The sequence below is a fragment of the Oligella ureolytica DSM 18253 genome (assembly GCF_000373745.1).
Lineage (GTDB): Bacteria > Pseudomonadota > Gammaproteobacteria > Burkholderiales > Burkholderiaceae_B > Oligella > Oligella ureolytica.
Map to the genome: position 1 here is coordinate 30,392 of NZ_KB892292.1, position 20,240 is coordinate 50,631.

At 44.6% G+C, this 20,240-nt stretch carries 21 protein-coding genes and 1 pseudogene; 11 read left to right on the top strand and 11 right to left on the bottom strand.

Annotated elements, in window-relative coordinates; genetic code table 11:
• Nucleotides 1–222 (top strand): sulfur carrier protein ThiS, encoded by a 222-nt coding sequence (thiS, locus tag B092_RS0104925; RefSeq protein WP_018574137.1) that lies wholly within the window; start codon nucleotides 1–3, stop codon nucleotides 220–222.
• Between the two features lie 6 nt (nucleotides 223–228).
• On the top strand, nucleotides 229–1,044 hold the full coding sequence (locus B092_RS0104930) for a thiazole synthase (protein ID WP_018574138.1): 816 nt from the start codon (nucleotides 229–231) through the stop codon (nucleotides 1,042–1,044).
• A gap of 54 nt (nucleotides 1,045–1,098) precedes the next feature.
• Here B092_RS0104930 and B092_RS13730 read toward each other — a convergent pair whose 3' ends face one another.
• Both B092_RS13730 and B092_RS0104940 read right to left on the bottom strand, forming a co-directional pair.
• The gene (locus B092_RS13730) at nucleotides 1,099–1,764 is read right to left on the bottom strand and encodes a Fic family protein (protein WP_040608173.1); all 666 of its coding nucleotides are present in this window, start codon (nucleotides 1,762–1,764) and stop codon (nucleotides 1,099–1,101) included.
• Between the two features lie 227 nt (nucleotides 1,765–1,991).
• Nucleotides 1,992–2,645, bottom strand: coding sequence for a peroxiredoxin (locus tag B092_RS0104940; RefSeq protein ID WP_018574140.1), 654 nt, complete (start codon nucleotides 2,643–2,645; stop codon nucleotides 1,992–1,994).
• Nucleotides 2,646–2,871: 226 nt separating this feature from the next.
• Between B092_RS0104940 and B092_RS0104945 the strand changes: the two genes are divergently transcribed.
• The 4 genes from B092_RS0104945 to pyrF all read left to right on the top strand — a co-directional run bounded on the left by B092_RS0104945 (nucleotide 2,872) and on the right by pyrF (nucleotide 7,081).
• Nucleotides 2,872–3,831 (top strand): AEC family transporter, encoded by a 960-nt coding sequence (locus B092_RS0104945; RefSeq protein ID WP_018574141.1) that lies wholly within the window; start codon nucleotides 2,872–2,874, stop codon nucleotides 3,829–3,831.
• 152 nt (nucleotides 3,832–3,983) lie between these two features.
• Nucleotides 3,984–4,271, top strand: a complete 288-nt coding sequence (gene groES, locus B092_RS0104950) for a co-chaperone GroES (RefSeq protein WP_018574142.1) — start codon at nucleotides 3,984–3,986, stop codon at nucleotides 4,269–4,271.
• A gap of 114 nt (nucleotides 4,272–4,385) precedes the next feature.
• The gene (groL, locus tag B092_RS0104955) at nucleotides 4,386–6,029 is read left to right on the top strand and encodes a chaperonin GroEL (protein WP_018574143.1); all 1,644 of its coding nucleotides are present in this window, start codon (nucleotides 4,386–4,388) and stop codon (nucleotides 6,027–6,029) included.
• 191 nt (nucleotides 6,030–6,220) lie between these two features.
• Nucleotides 6,221–7,081, top strand: coding sequence for an orotidine-5'-phosphate decarboxylase (pyrF, locus tag B092_RS0104960; protein ID WP_018574144.1), 861 nt, complete (start codon nucleotides 6,221–6,223; stop codon nucleotides 7,079–7,081).
• 49 nt (nucleotides 7,082–7,130) lie between these two features.
• Here pyrF and B092_RS0104965 read toward each other — a convergent pair whose 3' ends face one another.
• From B092_RS0104965 to ribBA, 6 genes are read right to left on the bottom strand one after another with little or no spacing between them, the layout of a single operon-like run.
• Nucleotides 7,131–7,652 (bottom strand): CinA family protein, encoded by a 522-nt coding sequence (locus B092_RS0104965; RefSeq protein ID WP_018574145.1) that lies wholly within the window; start codon nucleotides 7,650–7,652, stop codon nucleotides 7,131–7,133.
• Entirely contained in the window at nucleotides 7,652–8,188 is a 537-nt protein-coding gene (locus tag B092_RS0104970; RefSeq protein WP_018574146.1) for a phosphatidylglycerophosphatase A family protein, read from the bottom strand. Before B092_RS0104970 ends, B092_RS0104965 begins: the two co-directional genes overlap by 1 nt.
• 18 nt (nucleotides 8,189–8,206) lie before the next feature.
• Entirely contained in the window at nucleotides 8,207–9,187 is a 981-nt protein-coding gene (thiL, locus tag B092_RS0104975) for a thiamine-phosphate kinase (RefSeq protein WP_018574147.1), read from the bottom strand.
• Entirely contained in the window at nucleotides 9,188–9,625 is a 438-nt protein-coding gene (gene nusB / locus B092_RS0104980; protein ID WP_026253609.1) for a transcription antitermination factor NusB, read from the bottom strand. It abuts the gene before it with no gap.
• Between the two features lie 17 nt (nucleotides 9,626–9,642).
• Nucleotides 9,643–10,182: a 6,7-dimethyl-8-ribityllumazine synthase gene (gene ribH / locus B092_RS0104985; RefSeq protein ID WP_018574149.1), complete on the bottom strand. Its 540-nt coding sequence runs from the start codon at nucleotides 10,180–10,182 to the stop codon at nucleotides 9,643–9,645.
• Nucleotides 10,183–10,229: 47 nt separating this feature from the next.
• Nucleotides 10,230–11,426, bottom strand: a complete 1,197-nt coding sequence (gene ribBA / locus B092_RS0104990) for a bifunctional 3,4-dihydroxy-2-butanone-4-phosphate synthase/GTP cyclohydrolase II (protein ID WP_018574150.1) — start codon at nucleotides 11,424–11,426, stop codon at nucleotides 10,230–10,232.
• 362 nt (nucleotides 11,427–11,788) lie between these two features.
• On the opposite strand from ribBA, the gene B092_RS13735 reads away from it, so the two are divergent.
• A complete protein-coding gene (locus B092_RS13735) occupies nucleotides 11,789–12,277 on the top strand; it encodes a MarR family winged helix-turn-helix transcriptional regulator (RefSeq protein WP_018574151.1) in 489 nt (162 codons plus the stop codon).
• Between the two features lie 21 nt (nucleotides 12,278–12,298).
• On the top strand, nucleotides 12,299–13,288 hold the full coding sequence (locus tag B092_RS13740) for a CYTH domain-containing protein (protein WP_018574152.1): 990 nt from the start codon (nucleotides 12,299–12,301) through the stop codon (nucleotides 13,286–13,288).
• Between the two features lie 37 nt (nucleotides 13,289–13,325).
• Here the strand turns inward: B092_RS13740 and ftsY are convergent, their stop codons facing one another.
• On the bottom strand, nucleotides 13,326–14,648 hold the full coding sequence (gene ftsY, locus B092_RS0105005) for a signal recognition particle-docking protein FtsY (protein ID WP_018574153.1): 1,323 nt from the start codon (nucleotides 14,646–14,648) through the stop codon (nucleotides 13,326–13,328).
• Nucleotides 14,649–14,791: 143 nt separating this feature from the next.
• Here ftsY and rsmD point away from each other — a divergent pair, with 143 nt between their 5' ends.
• Genes rsmD through B092_RS0105020 form a run of 3 tightly spaced genes read left to right on the top strand, consistent with a single transcriptional unit; the run spans nucleotide 14,792 to nucleotide 16,292 of the window.
• A complete protein-coding gene (rsmD, locus tag B092_RS0105010; protein WP_018574154.1) occupies nucleotides 14,792–15,391 on the top strand; it encodes a 16S rRNA (guanine(966)-N(2))-methyltransferase RsmD in 600 nt (199 codons plus the stop codon).
• A gap of 43 nt (nucleotides 15,392–15,434) precedes the next feature.
• A complete protein-coding gene (gene coaD, locus B092_RS0105015) occupies nucleotides 15,435–15,980 on the top strand; it encodes a pantetheine-phosphate adenylyltransferase (protein ID WP_018574155.1) in 546 nt (181 codons plus the stop codon).
• A gap of 48 nt (nucleotides 15,981–16,028) precedes the next feature.
• Nucleotides 16,029–16,292, top strand: coding sequence for a YfhL family 4Fe-4S dicluster ferredoxin (locus B092_RS0105020; protein WP_026253612.1), 264 nt, complete (start codon nucleotides 16,029–16,031; stop codon nucleotides 16,290–16,292).
• A gap of 75 nt (nucleotides 16,293–16,367) precedes the next feature.
• On the opposite strand, the pseudogene B092_RS0105025 reads toward B092_RS0105020, so the two are convergent.
• Together B092_RS0105025 and ychF are read right to left on the bottom strand one after the other, a co-directional pair.
• Nucleotides 16,368–18,866: pseudogene (locus B092_RS0105025) on the bottom strand (AsmA family protein); the annotation flags it as partial.
• A gap of 34 nt (nucleotides 18,867–18,900) precedes the next feature.
• Nucleotides 18,901–19,992, bottom strand: coding sequence for a redox-regulated ATPase YchF (ychF, locus tag B092_RS0105030; RefSeq protein WP_018574158.1), 1,092 nt, complete (start codon nucleotides 19,990–19,992; stop codon nucleotides 18,901–18,903).
• Nucleotides 19,993–20,240: the final 248 nt, after the last annotated feature.

Below are 20,240 nucleotides of genomic sequence, written 5' to 3' on the forward strand. Positions count from 1 at the left end.
ATGATTACTGTCAAAGTTAATGGTGAAGACAAACAGCTTCCCACAGGTACCCAATTAGCCCAGCTCATCGACATCTTACTGCAAGAAGCTGGCCAAGAGCCTGACCCGGCACTCTTAGCCACCGCTGTTAATGAGGTTTTTATACCTCGCCAACAGCGCGCAGAGTATTTTTTAAAAGAAAACGATGAGGTCTTTACCTTTTCACCTATTACCGGAGGCTAAGCATATATGTCAGATAAATTTAATGTCGGCGGTGTCACTCTCAACAGTCGTTTTTTCTTAGGCACTGCACTCTACTCCTCTCCAAAAGTACTGGCAGATGCGATTGACGCAGCAGAGACAGAGGTCATTACCGTCGGGCTAAAGCGCCAATTACCAGCCGGCGCTAACCCTCTTACTCAAAGCACGACAGAGGGTGTCGACAATCCGTTTTTTCAGATCTTAAAGCAAAGTGGTAAGTATTTATTACCCAATACTGCCGGCTGCAAAACGGCAAAAGAAGCCATCACCCTTGCCTATATGGCGCGTGAAATTTTTGAAACAAACTGGATTAAATTAGAGGTTATCGGCGATGACTATACCCTACAGCCCGACCCTATTAATCTGATTGAAGCTGCTGAGCAATTAGTAAAAGATGGTTTTGAGGTCTTCCCTTATTGCACCGATGACTTGGTTACTTGCCGACGCTTACTGGATGTCGGTTGTAACGTCTTAATGCCATGGGGAGCACCCATTGGTTCAGGCCAAGGCCTTACAAACCCTCATGCCTTACGCATTTTGCGCGCACGCTTACCTGATGTGCCTCTGATTGTAGATGCCGGCATCGGCTCACCCGCCGATGCTGCCTTAGCAATGCAAATGGGCTTTGATGGTGTTTTATTAAACTCTGCGGTTGCCAAAGCACATGACTCAGTCAAAATGGCCGAAGCCTTTAAATTAGCCATTCGCTCCGGCCGCCTAGCTTATGAAGCCGGTATCATGCCTAAACAGGACATGGCCACACCCAGCACACCGGTCACGGGCCGACCATTTTTACTGGATTAGTACATAACCCATAGGCAGAGCAAAGCCGCAAGCGCCTTATCCGCGTCATACGCATCATTGGCGCTTAGCAATCCCTTTGTCTACTAAATTTGAAATTCGACAATATGGCTGTTCAAACAATAACTCAATCAACTCATGGCTATAAATTTTAGGTTCATGCTCTTTAACATACGATGTAGTTTGTTCAATCAGATCGGTGATGGCTGCAATTTTATTTTTAGTCCATAAAGAAGTCTCTTCAATCGCCTTAAGCATAAATAAAATCCAAGATTCCCAATCTCCCTCCGTTGTTACTGCTAGCAACAAGCGATAATAATCACTTTTATTCATCACAATAAAACGACTTAAATCAACTGCTGTCCGAGTCGATAATGGCAATTTCTTTAATGATTCAAACCCATTAAAAAGCGCTCGACGATAATTCAGCGCGTCTTTAGTCATTGGATCGGCATTGTCTTCTTCTTGCGCGTATTGGAATAATTTATCAGTCGTGGTGACTATATTTTCTATTTCAGAACTACTCTGAGCCTCCAATACCAGCAGTAGATTAATCAACAATCCCTGACTAGGCAGCAGCCTCCCCGCCTGGTTTAGTGCAGCCAAAGCGGCACGCGCTGTAATACACGCTTTTAATATACTTTTAGTTTCTAATTCTTGTGATGGTGCCAATAAAGGAAGTTCATCGTATCGCTTTTCTGCGATCCAGAGCCTTGTATTCACCTATTTATATTTTAAATCGGTATATGTGATTAACTGATCACACTAAACAATCTGTTTAAAAAATCGAAAAAAATCGACATATTTTCAAAATGTGTCGATTGCTTGTACATATTTAGACAGCTTGTTTGAATGTGGCCCCCTTTTATGCTCTTCCTTTTGCATAAAAAAGGCTTAGATCCTATGCAATCTAAGCCTTTAGTCACTGAACTAGTATATGAACGGATTAATTATTCCGGGCACTTAGCAAAACGTAAATAAGGTAGTGCCTTGGTCAATTCACCGTATTTCTCTGTTGCCTGCTCATCATTTAAGCTCAATGCAACGATAACATCCTCGCCAGGCTGCCAATCCGCCGGTGTCGCCAGAGCAACACCATCTGTTAATTGAATCGCGTCCAGCGCACGTAGAATCTCAGCAAAATTACGGCCAACTGACATTGGATAGGTTAGTGTTAGGCGAATCTTCTTGTCAGGACCAATAATAAATACAGTACGTACAGTCGCGCTATCCGCTGGCGTTCTACCATCAGGTAAGTAAGCCTCTGCCGGGAACATGTCGTACAGCTTGGCCACAGTCAATGACGTATCATCAATAATCGGGAAATTAGCAGGTGTCTCTGCAAACTTGCTGATATCAGCCTTCCACTTAGTGTGGTCATCAACCCCATCAACCGAAACACCAATCACTTTCGTGTTGCGCTTTTCAAATTCCGGAGATAAGCGAGCTACTGCGCCGAATTCTGTAGTACACACCGGCGTGAAGTCTTTGGGATGTGAAAAGATGATGGCGTAGTCATCACCAATCCAATCATGGAAACTAATTTCACCCTCAGTGGTGTTAGCGGTAAAATCCGGTGCGATATCATTAATACGTAACGACATAAGCTCTCCTTAAACTTTTAATTAAAAAATAAAATTATTTCCTGCAACATGGTACATTGCTATGCGTAGGGCATTAGCCACTTATGCAATAAGTCGACTCAATATTCAAATACTAACATAATGAAATTCATTCATTAAACGAATATTTACTACTTTAGATATAACTAACAGCTATTTGCATCTTTAAAAAACATACTTCTTTTTTATATAACTAGGATCTAAATTCATGTTGGCCATTCTCAACATCACTTTACCGCTCTTTCTCTTAATCGGTGTCGGCTACAGTGCCACTAAGTTAGGCTTTTTAAGTTTAGAGCACAATCGCGGTCTTGGCAGTTTTGTCCTAAACTTCGCCTTCCCTGCCTTGGTGTTTAATGCCATTTCCAGATTAGACATGCGCAGTGAGTTTATCTATGAGTATGTGTTGATCTATGGTGGTATCACCGTAGCGCTGTATTGGGCCGGCTTTTTAATCAGCCTCAAAGTCCTCAGAAAAAAAACAGTGCACTCTGCACTTAACGGACTTGGGCTTATTTTCTGTAACACCGCATTTTTGGGTTATCCGGTACTTGCGCAAGTTATTGGTTATGAAAAGGCAGCTATTTTTTTAAGTATGAATTTACTATTTGAGAATTTACTTGGTGTACTACCCACTATTTTATTGTGTGAATTATCTGCAGGTAAAAAGAAAAACCTTTTCAAACTGTTTCTTACTGCCTTGCAAAAAATCTTTACCAGCCCACCAATTGTTGCCATCATTAGCGGTCTGATTTTCTCTCTCCTTGGCCTTGGTGTTGCTGAACCGATTCACAAAACGCTCACCATGCTGAGTATTGCTGCAGCGCCCGTCGCTCTTTTTGCGATCGGTGCAAATCTCAACGGCATTCATTTCCGTTCAAGTATTAAGAGCGCCATACCAATCACCCTCGGCAAAATCGTTCTCTTTCCAAGTTTAGTGTTTCTAGGTTTCACGCTCTTTGGTGTAGACGATCCGATAACCGTTATGTCAGGCGTATTACTGGCCTCAACACCGGCGGCAACGCTCTATGCCTTAATCGGAATTCAATATGGTGAAGGCACAGCGACATCAGGCAACTTGATTGTGATGACATTGTCCTCATTTATCAGCTTAAGCCTTGTGCTGGCTCTCTGGGATCACTTTTATGGCTTTCCTATTCCACTCTAAACACGCTCAAAGTAAATTGTAACAAACATGTAACCACCCCTTGAAAGCTGAAGAATCGCCCATATAATTAGCACTCATAAGGGTAGAGTGCTAAAGCACACCCGTTTTTACTAAGTTGTTTTTAATTTTTCTTATTCTTTAAGGAGTTTCCTATGGCATTGCGTCCTTTACAAGACCGCGTAATCATTAAGCGTTTAGACAATGAGCGCACGACTGCCTCAGGTATTGTTATCCCTGAAAGCGCTGCTGAGAAGCCAGATCAAGGTGAAGTAGTTGCTGTTGGTCCGGGCAAAAAAACTGACAATGGTACGCTTATTGCTTTAGAAGTTAAGGTTGGCGATAAAGTACTATTCGGCAAATATGCTGGCCAAGCTGTAAAAGTTGATGGTGAAGAGTTATTGGTCATCAACGAAGACGACATCTTAGCGGTTGTTGAGTAATCGCTCATCCATAGATGACAACTCGCTACATTTAATCGTCGCGACTATTTTTGTATAAAGAATTTTTAATCCATCCTGATTCACTCAGGTTTGATCAATCAAAGGAAAATAAACATGGCTGCAAAGCAAGTATTATTTGGTGATGATGCCCGCACTCGCATTATCCGTGGTGTAAACGTCCTAGCTGACGCTGTTAAAACTACCTTAGGCCCTAAAGGCCGTAACGTTGTACTAGAGCGCTCTTTCGGTGCGCCTACTGTTACTAAAGACGGTGTTTCTGTTGCTAAAGAAATCGAATTAAAAGACCGTTTCGAAAACATCGGTGCTCAATTAGTTAAAGAAGTAGCCTCTAAAACTTCTGATAGCGCTGGTGACGGTACCACCACTGCAACTGTATTAGCCCAAGCAATCGTTCAAGAGGGTATTAAGTACGTTGCTGCCGGTATCAACCCAATGGATCTTAAGCGCGGTATCGACAAAGCAGTTGTTGTTGCTGTTGAAGAATTAAGAAAACTATCTAAGCCTTGCACTACCACTAAAGAAATCGCTCAAGTTGGTTCTATCTCTGCTAACAGCGATAGCTCTATCGGTGAAATCATTGCTAACGCAATGGAAAAAGTAGGTAAAGAAGGCGTTATCACTGTTGAAGACGGCAAGTCTTTAGAAAACGAATTAGACGTTGTTGAGGGTATGCAGTTTGACCGCGGTTACCTTTCTCCGTACTTCATCACTGCACCTGAAAAGCAAGTTGCTGCCTTAGAAGATCCTTTTGTTCTTATTTATGACAAAAAAATCAGCAACATCCGTGACTTACTACCTATCCTAGAGCAAGTTGCTAAATCCAGCCGTCCTCTACTAATCATCGCTGAAGACGTTGAAGGCGAAGCATTAGCTACATTAGTAGTTAACAACATCCGCGGCATCCTAAAAACCACAGCTGTTAAAGCACCTGGTTTTGGTGATCGTCGTAAAGCAATGCTTGAAGACATCGCTATCCTAACTGGTGGTACCGTTATTTCTGAAGAAACCGGTATGTCTTTAGAAACTGCTACTATCGAAATGCTTGGTCAAGCTAAGCGCATTGAAGTAGCCAAAGAAAGCACCACCGTTATTGACGGTGCTGGCGAAAGCGCAAACATCGAAGCTCGCGTTAAGCAAATCCGTGCTCAAATCGAAGAGTCTACTTCTGATTACGACCGCGAAAAACTACAAGAGCGCGTTGCTAAATTAGCAGGCGGTGTTGCTGTAATCCGTGTTGGTGCTGCAACTGAAGTAGAGATGAAAGAGAAAAAAGCGCGCGTAGAAGATGCTCTACACGCTACTCGTGCTGCGGTTGAAGAAGGCATTGTTCCTGGTGGTGGTGTTGCTCTAATCCGCACTAAAGCTGCTGTAGCTGAACTCAAAGGCGATAACGCTGACCAAGACGCCGGTATCCGTTTAGTTCTCCGTGCTATCGAAGCACCTCTACGCACAATCGTTTCTAACGCTGGCGAAGAAGAAAGCGTTGTTGTTAACGAAGTAATTAAAGGTGAAGGTAACTACGGCTACAATGCTTCAACCGGTGAGTACGGTAACTTAGTTGAGCAAGGTGTACTAGACCCAACTAAAGTAACTCGTTCAGCACTACAAAACGCTGCATCAGTTGCTAGCTTACTATTAACTTCAGAAGCAGCTGTTGCTGACATCCCTGAAGAAAACCCTGCTCCTGCAATGCCTGATATGGGTGGCATGGGCGGTATGGGTGGCATGGGCTTCTAATCTAGCTCACATCAACCGCTATAAGCAGTTAAAAGCTGCTTATAACACAAAATGGTGCCTTATAGTGAGGCACCATTTTTTTTGCTCTTTTATTTTGATTTTATGGGTTAAGCAGGATTAAGCGCTGCGGTTAGACCTACAATAGAGTCTGCTGATTTGAATCATCACTGCTTTACTCTGATATAAATCGTATGTCTAAATTTATTGAAAAACTACAAAACGCTTGGGATAAACAAAACTCTTTACTGGTTGTCGGCCTAGACCCAGATCAGCAGCGCATGCCTGAGTCTATATTACAAAGCAAAACACCCATCTTTGATTTCTGCAAAGGAATCATTGACGCCACTGCCGAATACGCTTGCGCATTTAAGCCCCAAATTGCTTATTTCGCTTCACAGGGCGCCGAAATGGCACTGACACAGCTCTGCCATTACATTAGCAACACCTACCCTGAGTTGCCTATTTTACTTGACTCCAAGCGTGGAGATATTGGCACCACTGCAGACCACTACGCCAAAGAAGCCTTCGAACGCTATTGCGCTGATGCCATCACGGTCAACCCCTATATGGGTTTTGATTCGATTGAGCCTTATCTGGCTTGGGAAAATAAAGGCGTCATTATTTTATGCCGCACATCAAACCAAGGTGGCTCAGACTTTCAATTCTTTGAGTCGGCTGATGGCACTCCACTTTATCTTGAAGTTGCCAAAACCGTCGCTGAAAAATGGAATCTTTCTGAGCAATGCTCATTAGTCGTTGGCGCAACATTTCCTGAGGAACTGGCAAAGGTTCGCGCTTGCGTTGGCGACGACATGGCACTACTTGTGCCCGGTATCGGCGCACAAGGCGGCGACATCGAAGCCACCGTCATGGCTGGTGCTAACAGCAAGGGGCAAGGCCTGATGATTAATTCAGCACGAGCTATTTTATACGCTAGTTCCGGTACAGATTGGCAAGAAGCGGCCGCTGCAGAAGCTCGTAAAACTCGTGACAGCATCAACGAAGCCAGAGAGAAATTCCTAGCAACCAAAAAAGAAACCGAAGAAATCTAACATCTCTTCGGTCAATTAAATACAACTGAAAAGCTCAAGCCACTAAGTGTTATTCCGCATTTAGTGGTCCTAGGACTTGAATCAGTTGATCGATAATAAAGTAGCAACTTTGTAAGCGCACCTCTGCACGATCGCCTTCAAAGTACCGAGTAAATGGCAAGGTCACGATACCTTCAGGCGCTCTTTTGGCTAAAGCAAAACAAACCATACCAACCGGCTTAGCCTCAGTACCACCACCCGGTCCTGCCACACCCGTCACACTGACAGCGATATCTGAGGTAGACACCTTAAACAACACGCCCTCCGCCATCTGAATGGCCACCTCTTCGCTCACCGCACCGTGCTTTTCCAGGGTCGTGGCACTGACATCCAGCATCGCCATCTTGGCATCGTTGCTGTAGGTCACAAAACCTCGGTCAAACCACTGGCTGGAACCCGGAGTCGCAGTAATAATGCCACTCACTAAGCCACCGGTACATGACTCTGCGGTACTTAACAAAACACCGTGATGCTCTAAACGCCTACCCAACGCAGCCGATTGCTCGGAAAACTCTTCAAAAATATCTTTCATCAGACTAAGAACACTTCTATCAATCGAATCGCAACCGCGACCGTAAACAGCACATAAAGGGCAGCGACAATATCATCAAACATCACCCCAAAACCATTTTGAAATTGCTTTTCAAAATACTTGATTGGCCAAGGTTTAATAATATCAAAAATCCTAAATAAAACAAAATAAGTAAGGTACCAAAAAGGCCCCGAAGCTGCAGGTGTCGTCACGAACAAGACAAGCCAAAAGGCAATCCACTCATCCCAAACAATGCCACCGTGATCATTGACCCCCAGCTCATTACACACCTTTTGACTACAATAGCTGCCATACAAAAAGCATATGATTAAAAAGCCGCCCATTAACCAGTCATTTGGCAATAAAAAGCTAAGAGGAAACCACAGCAACAAGGCTAATAGAGTACCCCAAGTGCCCGGAGCAGGACGCAGCAACCCTGAACCGAAGCCAAAGGCTAAAAAACGATGTGGACTCTTAAGAATCCATGAAAAACTCAGTTGAAGCGGATTTATTATGATTTGACTATCTTCTTTCATGACAGCGACTAACCTAATCTAGGCAAAATGATTAAAACCTTGAGGCAATTTTTCTACAACTTGCTGCCTTGAGTCAAGCAACACAAGCTCACGATCAGCAGTTATCTGACCAATACGACTTACCTTTGCCGTTGAGTTTACTGCACATTGCTCTATCTCGCTACGGTATTTTGCCGGTGCAGTAAAACAGAGTACATACTCATCACCTCCTGCCAGCATCGCATCCCAAGATTGCTCAGCAGTCAGCACACTAAGTGCCGGATATAATGGCACCTTATTGCTATGGACCACCGCCCCCACCTCACTCGCTTTAAGAATGTGTGAAAGGTCTTGTAATAAGCCATCAGAGACGTCAATCATGGCATGTACGTAGGGTTTGAGTAATAAACCCAGCTTAACCTCAGGTTCGGGCTGCTCTAACCGTGGGCGAGTCGCTTGAAGTAAATTTACTTCATCACTACTTAGCGGAGCCAGCCTTTGTTTGATTAACAAATCCAATGCTATTTTAGGCGCACCTAATTGGCCGCTCACCCAAATATCATCACCGACACAAGCACTTGAGCGCAAGGCGTGCGGTTGATCCGCCAAACCAAGTGCGGTCACACTAATAAATATCCCCTGCTCACTACGTGTCGTATCACCACCTACAAGAGCACAATCATAGCGCTCGGCAAGCTCCTTGAAACCCCTGCTAAACGATGCTAACCACTGCGAATCAACCTTGGGTAAACCGACCCCAAGCAAACAAGCAACAGGCTTGGCTCCCATTGCAGCGAGATCAGAAAGGTTGACAGCGAGCGCCTTATGCCCCAATAAAAAAGGGTCGGCATCCGAAAAAAAATGCCTCCCCTCAATAAGTACGTCCTTACAAATGACTAAGTCGCCCTGCCGCACATTTAAAACAGCACAATCATCTCCAATCCCTACAAAACCGGCCGACTCTGTTATAGAGGCGACACTGCTTGTAAAATACTGGCGGATTAGGGCAAACTCATCCACTTAGCGACCACCCTTTACCTCGACTGCACGTAACTCAGCTGCTAACTTATCTAACACGCCATTGACAAACTTAAAGCCATCTGTAGCGCCAAACTCCTTGGTCATCTCAACCGCTTCATTAATCACCACGCGATAAGGTACATCTAAACTGTTTTTTAGTTCAAAAGCAGCGATCATTAGCGCGCTATACTCTACCGGTGAAAGCTCATTAACCGGACGATCAAGATAAGGCTCTATCTCAGTTTGTAAAGAAGCATGCTCGCGAAGTACGCCATGTAAGATTTTTTGTAATAGGCTCTGATCTGCTAGATCATAGTCTTCAAGCTCTCTTAGATTTGCTTCAATCAAACCGATCTCAGCACCACTCGGAGCAATAAACCAACCATAAAGGCCCTGCAAAGCCAATTCGCGGGCACGTCGACGTGCACTTTTTTTAATACTCAACTTATTCCCTTCTACTTCTCGTCGTCTTCGTCGATATCATCTTCGTCAACGTCGTCTTCGTCATCAAAATCATCATCACCGATTTCATATTCCGGTGTCAGATAGCTCACAAGATTGGCCATTTCAACCGCCACGATAGCACAATCAATGCCTTTCTCTTCGGCTCGTTCCTTGGCCTGCTCTTCATTTTCAGTGGTCAAAATACCATTAGCAATCGGCACTCCGGTCTCTAAACTTACGCGAGTAATCGCAGCGGCAGATTCATTACTAACAATTTCAAAGTGATAAGTCTCACCGCGAATCACTGCACCTAACGCAATGAGTGCATCAAACTCATCGGTTTGAGCCATTTCATGCAATGCGAAACCTGCCTCTAAAGCGCCGGGTACCGTCACTACCATGATATTTTCTTCATCAACTCCTAACTCACCCAATTGAGCTAAACACGCGTCTAACTCCATATAGGTAATTTCTTCTGTAAATCGAGCACAAACAATGCCAATGTGCAGATCTTCACCATTTAAATCGGGCGCTAAAGTGTAGGGTTTCATAGTAAAGTCCTCTTGATTAGAGTAAAAGTTTAATTAAACTCGATGCGCTATTTTGCATCATGAGCATCGTTTTGATCTTGATAAAATCCAGTGACAGTTAAACCATAACCTGCCATGCTCGGTATTTTAACCGGTGTAGCCATTAAACGCATTTGAGAGACATTTAAATCCTTCAAAATCTGTGCCCCGACACCATAGGTTCGTAAGTTATAGCCATCGTGCTTGCGACCTTTTGGTGCATCTACCTTGGGCTCTACGCCCCACGAAGCCATCTGCTTTGCCACTTCGGCCTTGCTATACTCGACATCACAATTAAGCATTACCATCACGCCACAGCCTGAGTCTCTAATAGCCTCTAACGCCACAGACACTCCCCAACTGTGAGACTTATCCTCACAATCTAATATATCCAACATAGTTACTGGCTCATGCACACGGACCAAAGCCTCACGCCCTGGACTCATTTCACCATAGACCAGCGCCATGTGCGTGGCGTTAGACGTTTTATCCTGATATGAAACAGCGTCAAACGTGCCCCACGGCGTAAGCATTTGCTTGCTGCCCAAGCGAGTAATCATCGATTCGTGCTCACTACGATACTGGATCAAGTCAGTGATCGTACCGATCTTTATGCCGAACTGCTTCGAAAACTCAATTAAATCAGGTAAACGCGCCATTTCGCCATCCGGCTTTAGAATTTCGCAAATAACCGCTGCTGGTGTCAATCCTGCCATCGCTGTTAAGTCACAGCCGGCCTCGGTATGTCCGGCACGAATCAATACCCCACCCGGTACAGCGCGAACCGGAAATATATGCCCCGGAGAAACGATATCTTCAGGGTTGGCATCAGCCGCCACAGCGGCTTTAATTGTAGTCGCGCGATCTGCAGCAGAAATACCGGTGGTTACGCCCTCGGCGGCTTCAATTGAAATGGTAAAGTTTGTCTCAAAACCACTCTGGTTGTTACTGGTCATTAAATCCAAACCAAGCTGCTCTGCACGATCTCCGGTAATCGTCAAGCAGACCAATCCGCGAGCATGGGTGACCATAAAATTAATTGCTTCAGGTGTCACAAAGTCTGCTGCCATCAAAAGATCGCCTTCATTTTCGCGGTCCTCTTCATCAACCAAAATCACCATGCGACCTTGACGTAACTCCTCAACAATTTCAGTCACTGAAGAAATCGCTGTCGCCATGCTGCCAGTTTCGACCAACTCACTGGTCTGACCTTGCTCAGAACTCATAATCAATCACTTATCCATCAATTAAAAAATATGCTGTTATTGTACCCCTAAGCGCCCTCTCTGGTGTGAAAGTGCGATTTATTTTTAAGGCATTAAGGAAAAGCCGAGAAAAATTTTTAATCACCCGGAACATTTAAAATTTTAAATAGTCTAAATATATCATTCAAATATTAACTATCTCCTACGCTTTATAGTTTCAAAAAATTTCCGACGCAATGTAAAAATAGTTTACATTTAAGCTATCGCAATAATATTATTTTTATGCAAAAATTCAACTAAAGGGTCAGTTTATTATTACGACCCAAAACAAACATTTCTCGGACAATTAATTTTTTGACCAAGTTAGCCACAAAGGAATCCCTATGAACATCGACTTAGAGACCAGGATTAATGATTCCAGTAGCGAAGACTTACGACTTGTACTTCGCCTGGCCGCTTTTAACAACTTAATTCAAAATGAACTTCGCAATCGCTTACGACTTCAATTTGATATGACCGCTCCCCGCTATGAACTATTAGCTCAATTATCGACTGAAACCCAAGGACTTAAAATGGGCGAACTTTCTGATCGCTTAATGGTTAGTAATGGCAATATCACCGCGATTAGTTTACAACTGGAAAAAGCCGGATTGATCAGTCGCGCAACAAACCGTCAGGATCGTCGCAGCACCTTTATCAAAATGACTGCCAAGGGCAAAAAGATCTTTGCCAAGATGGAGGTGGCCTATAACCAATGGGTTGAAGAGTTACTAAATCAATTATCTAAGCAATCCAAAGAGCAGCTATACCAACGCCTTGACGAGGGTAAACAAGCGGTTTCTGCCACCTTACTCACCAACAACGAAAATTAGAGGTTAAACCAAATAGCCAATATGAGCGTCGAGCAAGAACTAAAACTTCATGTGCAAGCAGCATCTCGTCAAGCAGTCAAAGAAATTATTGATACGGCAACTGCCAAGACTATCCATCTACGCGCCTTTTACTTTGACACCTGTACTCGAGAACTCGCACAAGCAGGCATTGCACTTCGCTTGCGCAAAGAAGATGGCATTTGGATACAAACCATCAAATTACCCGGTGATGATGCTCTGAGCAAGATCGAATATAACCATCCTCGACCAGATGCTACGCTCGACTTGAGTGTTTACCAAAGCACACCTGCTAAGCAAGCTTTTAGCCAATTAAAAAATGAGCTGGTCGCTCGCTTTGAAACGGATATTTATCGCACCCTAAGACTGGAAGAAACTCCTTATGGAGTGATAGAGCTAGCGTATGACAATGGCTATATTCGCTCAGCCCAGCTAGAGATTCCTGTGTGTGAACTGGAACTAGAGCTCAAAGAGGGCTCATCCGCCGCTATTTTCACTATGGCTAATACGTGGCAGCGGCAGCATCAATTTATGCTGGACTTTCGAAGCAAGGCCGAACGCGGGGATGCTCTGGCCTCCGCAGCCATAGATTCGAAACGTATCGATACAGACTTTAAGCTATGGCAGCCATGGCACATTGACATGGATAATGCAGAGCTCTCAGCCCTCAGCATCAAGCAAGCGGTGCAGTTATACCTAGAGCAAGTTGCCAGAAATGCCGCCATCATTGCCGGCATTGACCGCGTTGACATAAAAGGTGATCTCAGCCTGGGGATCATTCAGCATATTAATCAGCTATGCTCTGCGCTGCAGAGCTTACGGCAACTATACGCCGAGAGCGACAAACCGTCCAATGTTCTACTAACCGCACTCCAACACTACCACGACAAATTCTCGCAGGCTTCGTCTACTGAGGCCAAGGAATTAGCAGGTAGTATTGATTTCCAAGCTTGCTTATTAGAGATATTAACTTGGACCATTGTCAAAGCCTAGCGTATTAATAGGCGGTGACTTAGCATTAATTGATTAATCAACCAAGCAATGCACTGGCAAACTCAGCAGCACTGAAGGGTTGCAGATCATGCAACGACTCACCCACGCCAATCCAATAGACAGGCACAGGCCTGACTCCCTGACTACCGGCAGCAACGGCGGCAAGGGTACCGCCTTTGGCGGTGCCATCAAGCTTGGTCACGACCAAACCGGTCAATCCAAGTGCCGCATCAAAGGTTTTAATCTGTGTAATCACGTTTTGACCGGTATTACCATCGACCACCAGTAATACTTCGTGAGGCGCTTCATTATCCGCTTTGTTAATCACTCGCTTAATTTTCTTAAGCTCTTCCATCAGGTGTAACTGCGTCGGTAGGCGACCAGCCGTATCAATCATCACAACATTGGCCTGACGCGCCTTGCCGGCATTTACTGCATCAAAGGCAACCGCTGCTGGATCTCCACCATCTTGAGAAATAACCGCGACATTATTCCGCTTGCCCCATTCAACAAGCTGTTCGCGTGCAGCGGCCCGGAAGGTATCACCCGCTGCCAATAAGACGCTGGCACCGGACGCTTGAAAATGATGAGCTAACTTACCAATTGATGTTGTTTTACCGGCGCCGTTTACCCCTGCAATCATGACCACAGACGTACCGTCTAACGGCAACATAAATGACTTTTCTAAAGGCTTCAGATGCTCTGTTAGCAACTCTTTCAGCGCCTCTTTAACCTGCTCACCCTCTTCAATTCGTTGCTGCTTAACCTTGGCTCGTAACTTAGTAAGCAAAGACTCTGTTGCCTCAATACCGGCATCAGCCATCAACAAGGCGGTCTCTAGCTCCTCAAAAAGCTCCTCATCAACCTTCACACCAACAAATAAGGATCCAATATTTGAGCCGGTTCGAGACAATCCCTGTCGTAAGCGCTGCATCCAAGACGCCTTGGGAGCTGGCTCAGCCTCTTGTACAGGCTGCTCTTGCACCGCTTCAGTAGCAGGAACGACTAATTTTGCTTCCTCAGCTGCTTCGGGTGTTGCCACTGGGCCAGTTTCACTGACTGCTCCGACCTCTTCTACGCGAGCCTCGACCATCGGCTCAGACTCAATTGCTTCATCAGTTACTTTAGGCTCCACTGACCCAGACTCAGTGACTGGACTAGGACTTGATGCTGGAGCTGGAACAGTCTCTGGTTCACTAGGCGCTGCCGGCGCGCTAGGTGTCAGTGTAGCCTCCTCAGGCTCAACACCTGCTACTTCCGACTCGCTCTCTTCCACCTGCTCCGGCACTAGCGTGGATTCAGGCTCCTGATTAACTTTATTTTCTTCTTTTGACTTTTTTCGTCGAAAAAATCTAAACATACTATCTCACTTAATGGTCATGGACGCATTGAAAGAACTTTGCAATAACCTTATTCAAGCTCATATTATACTGGTTTATACTTAGTAACTAGATTAATATAAATTCGACCGCTATGAGTCGAAATTAGGATACGATTCGATAAATGAGCAAATCACTGTCTAAAACGCGCTCGAAACCACAGCAAATTCGCATTATTAGTGGCTCTCTTAAGCGCAGCATACTACCGGTTATAGACTTAGACGGTTTACGTCCTACGCCAGACCGAGTGCGTGAGACACTTTTTAACTGGTTAACTTATTTCTGGGATGGCGACTTTTCAGATAAGTCTGTGTTGGATTTGTTTGCCGGCAGTGGCGCCTTAGGATTTGAAGCCGCTTCACGTGGCGCACAGCATGTGCAGATGGTTGAAAAGCACCCAAAAGCTGTGGCTGCATTACGACAATTTCGTGATAAGCACAAGTTAAGCCAGGTCCGTATTAATGACCATGATGCCAAACTTGCCCTAAAGCGCATGGATCATAGTCGATTTGATCTGATACTGATTGATCCGCCGTTTGCCGACGAGCAATTACTTAGCACCACGAGCGCGGCGCTTCCTAGTATTTGCAAGCATGGTACATTAGTTTATGTTGAGAGTGCAGCCGCTGTCGAGCTGCCGGAGCAGTTTGAATTACTGAGGCAGGATAAAGCCGGCGCCAGTCACTTCTATTTGTATTGTTATAATTCTGAAAGCAGAGTTTAAATCTCTTATAATGTCAGGTTCATAATAATCAGGGACAAATCTAATGAAAATTGCCATTTATCCGGGGACCTTCGACCCATTGACTCGTGGACACGAAGACCTTGTTCGCCGTGCCGCCGGTCTTTTTGATCACGTCATTGTTGGCGTAGCTCGCAGTGCAGGTAAAAACCCCTGTTTTACCTTAGAGGAGCGCTTGGAAATTGCTCATGAAGTGCTTGACCACTATCCTAACGTGACAGTAAAAGGATTTAGCGGTTTACTTAAAGACTTTGTTCGCGAAAATAACGGCCGTGTAATTATCCGCGGTTTACGTGCTGTATCGGATTTTGAGTATGAATTCCAAATGGCCGGCATGAACCGCTATCTGCTACCAGATGTAGAAACTATGTTTATGACACCTTCTGATCAGTATCAGTTTATCTCAGGTACCTTTGTGCGTGAGGTAGCTCTTATGGGTGGTGATGTTAGCAAATTGGTTTTCCCTTCTGTTGAGCGTTGGCTCAAAGAAAAGGCCGAAGAACTTAAACCCTCTCTAGCAGAAGCCAAAGAAAAGGTGGCTATTCTAAATAAAGCGCTAGAGAAAAATTAAATGGTTTAAGCGATTCATTTAATTTTAATGATCATTTTAAGGTAAATTATGGCTCTCTATATTGATCACGAATGCATCAACTGTGATGTGTGTGAACCCCAATGTCCTAATGAGGCGATCTTCATGGGCCCGGAGATCTATGTGATTGACCCTGCAAAATGCACAGAATGTATTGGTCACCATGATGAACCTCAATGCCAAGTCATCTGCCCTATTGACTGTATCTATCCGGATCCTGAGTGGAAGGAATCAGAAGAGCAGCTCATGGAAAAATTCCGCCAACTCACAGGTGACAGCAAACTACCAGTTTAAATCTAGCTTCAAGATACGTCAAACCCTAAGTGTTGACAATGGCTTGATAAAGGGTGATTTATCAAGCCATTGCTTTTAGTTCATGCTCTGAATTTCTGTCTTAATCTGAATTGAGCCATTTTCATTCCATATCTGCAATGGCAAACTAAAGCCATTAACAACCACTCTCACCCCTCGGCGTAGCACATCTATCGGTCTTCTTAGAGATAACTGAAGATTGAAATCAAAGTCACCATTTAAGGTATTGTAGCGACTCTTCGGCTCTTTATTAACGAAAGAAAAATCCTCGCCCTCTAGGCTGAGACTATTAAAATAGATCATTCCCTCATCTATTTCGGCTGCAAAATCAAAGCGTTTAAATGGACTATATTCTTGCTCATTAAACTCTACCTGCTGCCCACCGGTATCAAGGAGGTAATCAATATCACCCAGCACACGATCAACAGCAAAGCCCTGCAAACGGCCATCGACCGCATTGAAGCTTACTTGGCCATTGAGGTTTTGCAATAGTTCTCTTTCGCTTAGTCCCTGAGAAACTAAGTTCAGATCAATATCTGCCCGTCCACTTAATAGGACACGTGCCTTAAGCGCTTCCATCAACGCCTGCATGTCTACATCACTTAATTTCAGCTCAAGATTAACCGCACCGCTATCCAGCGACATGTTGCTGTTAGCATAAATTTGGCCTCCAAATAACTCGGCACGGAGCGATTGGATTTTAATATCACTAGACGAGTTAAAGATAAGTGTCGTACCTAAATCCTTAAACTCTACTCCTCTATAACTCATCGAGCCAATATTAAACGTACCCACACCACTTAAACGAGATAACAACTCTTGCTTTAAACTCAGATCACGTGATTTGACCTGCGATTTTTCAGTAGCTTTTACTTCGTCAGTTTTCGTTTCCACTTCGACAGACGCCTCATCAGCATTGTCTGTCAAGAGCACTTCTTCCGCTAATGCGCCGTCATCTTCGTCCCTCGCCGCTTGCTCAGCCTGAACGCCTACAACATCACTCTCACCATCAAGCATCAATGAAGTGAGTGGTAAGCTGGTATCAACCCCTAAAATTTGGTCCAGCGCCAGCGACTCAGCCTGCAAATCAAAATTAATTTGTGGCTTAGATAATCCCTCAAGCGTACCGCTCAAACTCATGCGCTCTGAATCCATCACCGCATCAGCATTAAAATCGATCAGAGCATTTTTCAAATCACCGTTGATAGAAGCAATCACCGGCGCTTCCTGCACCATATCACCATCACTTAATCTGACTCGTCCGCTTAGTGCCGTGTAGCTAAACTCGCCATTTAACAAGTTGACTACTAGCGGAGAAGAAAAATCAACGTCGACGGTGCGATTAGCTACCGTTAAATACTGGCCACTGATTTTATTTTCACGTACTTTCAGGTTAGATGCGACGCCACTGAAACCATCTAAAGATACATTTAAATCCATGCTTTCTTCACCGCGGAACTGCACAGTACCTGTTAAAGGATCTCCTGCTGCTTCAAACCCGGAAAGATTAAGATTAGGACTATTTAGCTGCCATGCAACTGAACGCTTTTCAAGGTCGGCAATCTCGCCCTTAAGTTCCAGATTTTGTGCCAATAACTGAGTGTCAACACGATTTAAGCCGATCTCACCTGCCTGCATTTGATAATTGATTTTTGCTAAGCGGGTATCCTGACTCAGCGCTGTCAAGCCAAGCAGAAACTGTACTGACGTACTTCTTACATGACTGGCAAAATTATCAAGACTGAAGTTGCCACTAAGGCGACCCTGATCAACCTTATATCCCTGAACCTGCCCCTGCAACACAGCTTCGAGACGTTCTGCTTGATAAATAGAAGCGTCAGGATCTAAACGAATCATGCCACGGACATTTAGCGCCGCATTATCATCGGGGTAGCGTGTATCAACATTGGCGTTTAGTACTAAAGAAAAAGGCTCACCAAATGTAATCCGCCCGGTACGAAGACTCATGCTCTCAAGGCCTAGCTGACGCTTGCTGTCCAAATCCTCAATCAAGACAGTGCCTTCTTCTAACACTAAGCCGGCAATATCGATTTTAAACTCATTGGCAGCTAAACGATTTTCTGCCTCTTGACCCGCTTCAACCTCTGCCTGTTGACGGCGATGAGCGATATGCTCCGCATCAAAATCTAAAGGCAAAGCATAGAAGTCGTCGATATTCAAGCTACCATCGGGATAGCGGACAACATGCGTTTTAAACCCTTTGACATTGACATGGTCAACCAAAAACCGATCGAACAACAGAGGCCACAAGGCAACAGCAAAACGGATTTCCTTCATTGAACTAAACTCCTCTTCGGAGTTTTTATTTGATAACGTAACATCAGTCACTCTTAAACCAATACGTGGAAAAAGAGATAAATCAAGATCTCCGTTAATTTTTAAATCACGCTCATATCGCAGTTTAATTTCCTTAACCAAGCGGTCCTGATATACCTTTGGATCAAAATTAAGTACAAAAATCGCTCCGCCTACAACTGCTACCAGTAGTAGGATAACGAGCGCTAAACCACTGCGTTTAAGCCATTTGTTCATTTTAAAAGCCGTTGATTTTGCAAATTTTTAAAACCGGTTAAACATTGAAAAGGAAGTTGATGACGTCGCCGTCATGCACTACATAGTCCTTGCCCTCAGCGCGCATCTTACCTGCCTCCTTGGCTCCCTGCTCACCTTTGTGGGCAATAAAATCGTCATAAGCAATGGTTTGAGCTCGGATGAAACCACGCTCAAAGTCCGTGTGAATCACACCCGCAGCTTGTGGTGCCGTATCGCCGACACGAATAGTCCAAGCTCTCACTTCCTTTACACCGGCAGTAAAGTATGTCTGTAAGCCTAATAGCTTATAAGCAGCGCGAATAACTCGATTAAGACCCGGTTCTTCCATACCCATATCCTCTAAGAAGACTAGTTTGTCCTCATCGTCAAGGTCAGCAATTTCAGCTTCAACTGCAGCGCAAACCGCGACAACCTCTGAATCTTCCTGTGCAGCATAATCCTCCACTGCTTTAAGATACGGGTTATCAGTAAAGCCGTCTTCTCGTACGTTAGCAACATACAGTACAGGTTTTGCAGTAATAAAACTAAAGGTTTTAATTAATGCCATATCATCTTTGTCTAAACCCATGCTGCGAATGCTTTTAGCCTCATTAAGTACAGGCACGATGCGCTCTAATACAGCCGCTAGCTTTTGTGCGTCCTTGTCACCGGCACGTGCAGTGCGCTGGGCACGGTCTAACGCTCTCTCGGCAGAAGCTAAGTCAGCTAACGCTAACTCGGTATTGATCACCTCGATATCTTCAATGGGATTGACACGACCTGATACGTGCACGACATTATCATCTTCAAAGCAACGCACCACATGGGTAATGGCATCCGTCTCGCGGATATTAGCTAAAAACTGGTTACCCAGTCCCTCACCCTTTGAAGCACCCGCTACTAGTCCGGCAATATCTACGAACTCAACAGTCGCCGGTAATACTCGCTGTGGTTTAACAATCTCAGACAAACTATCCAAACGCGGATCAGGTACCTCAACAATACCTACATTAGGTTCAATCGTACAGAAAGGATAGTTTTCAGCGGCAATACCAGCCTTGGTAAGCGCATTAAATAAAGTTGATTTGCCAACGTTCGGTAAACCGACAATACCACATTGAAGTGCCATATTAATCCTGAAAATTAATGAGAAAATATAAATAATAACCCGCTATTTTAACCATAAAATCAGCCATATATAGTTAAATAGCAGTTTTTGACATCCTCCCCGCCCTAAAGAACGGGGATTCCTACGGCGTTCAGGCGACCATCGCCTGACTCGCTTCGGTGGGTTCTTGGCCCGACGCCCTTACCTACAGGCGAAGTCTCTGCACAAGCTAACCGGGCGTGTCCCGCCCTTAACACATTGATCGCGCC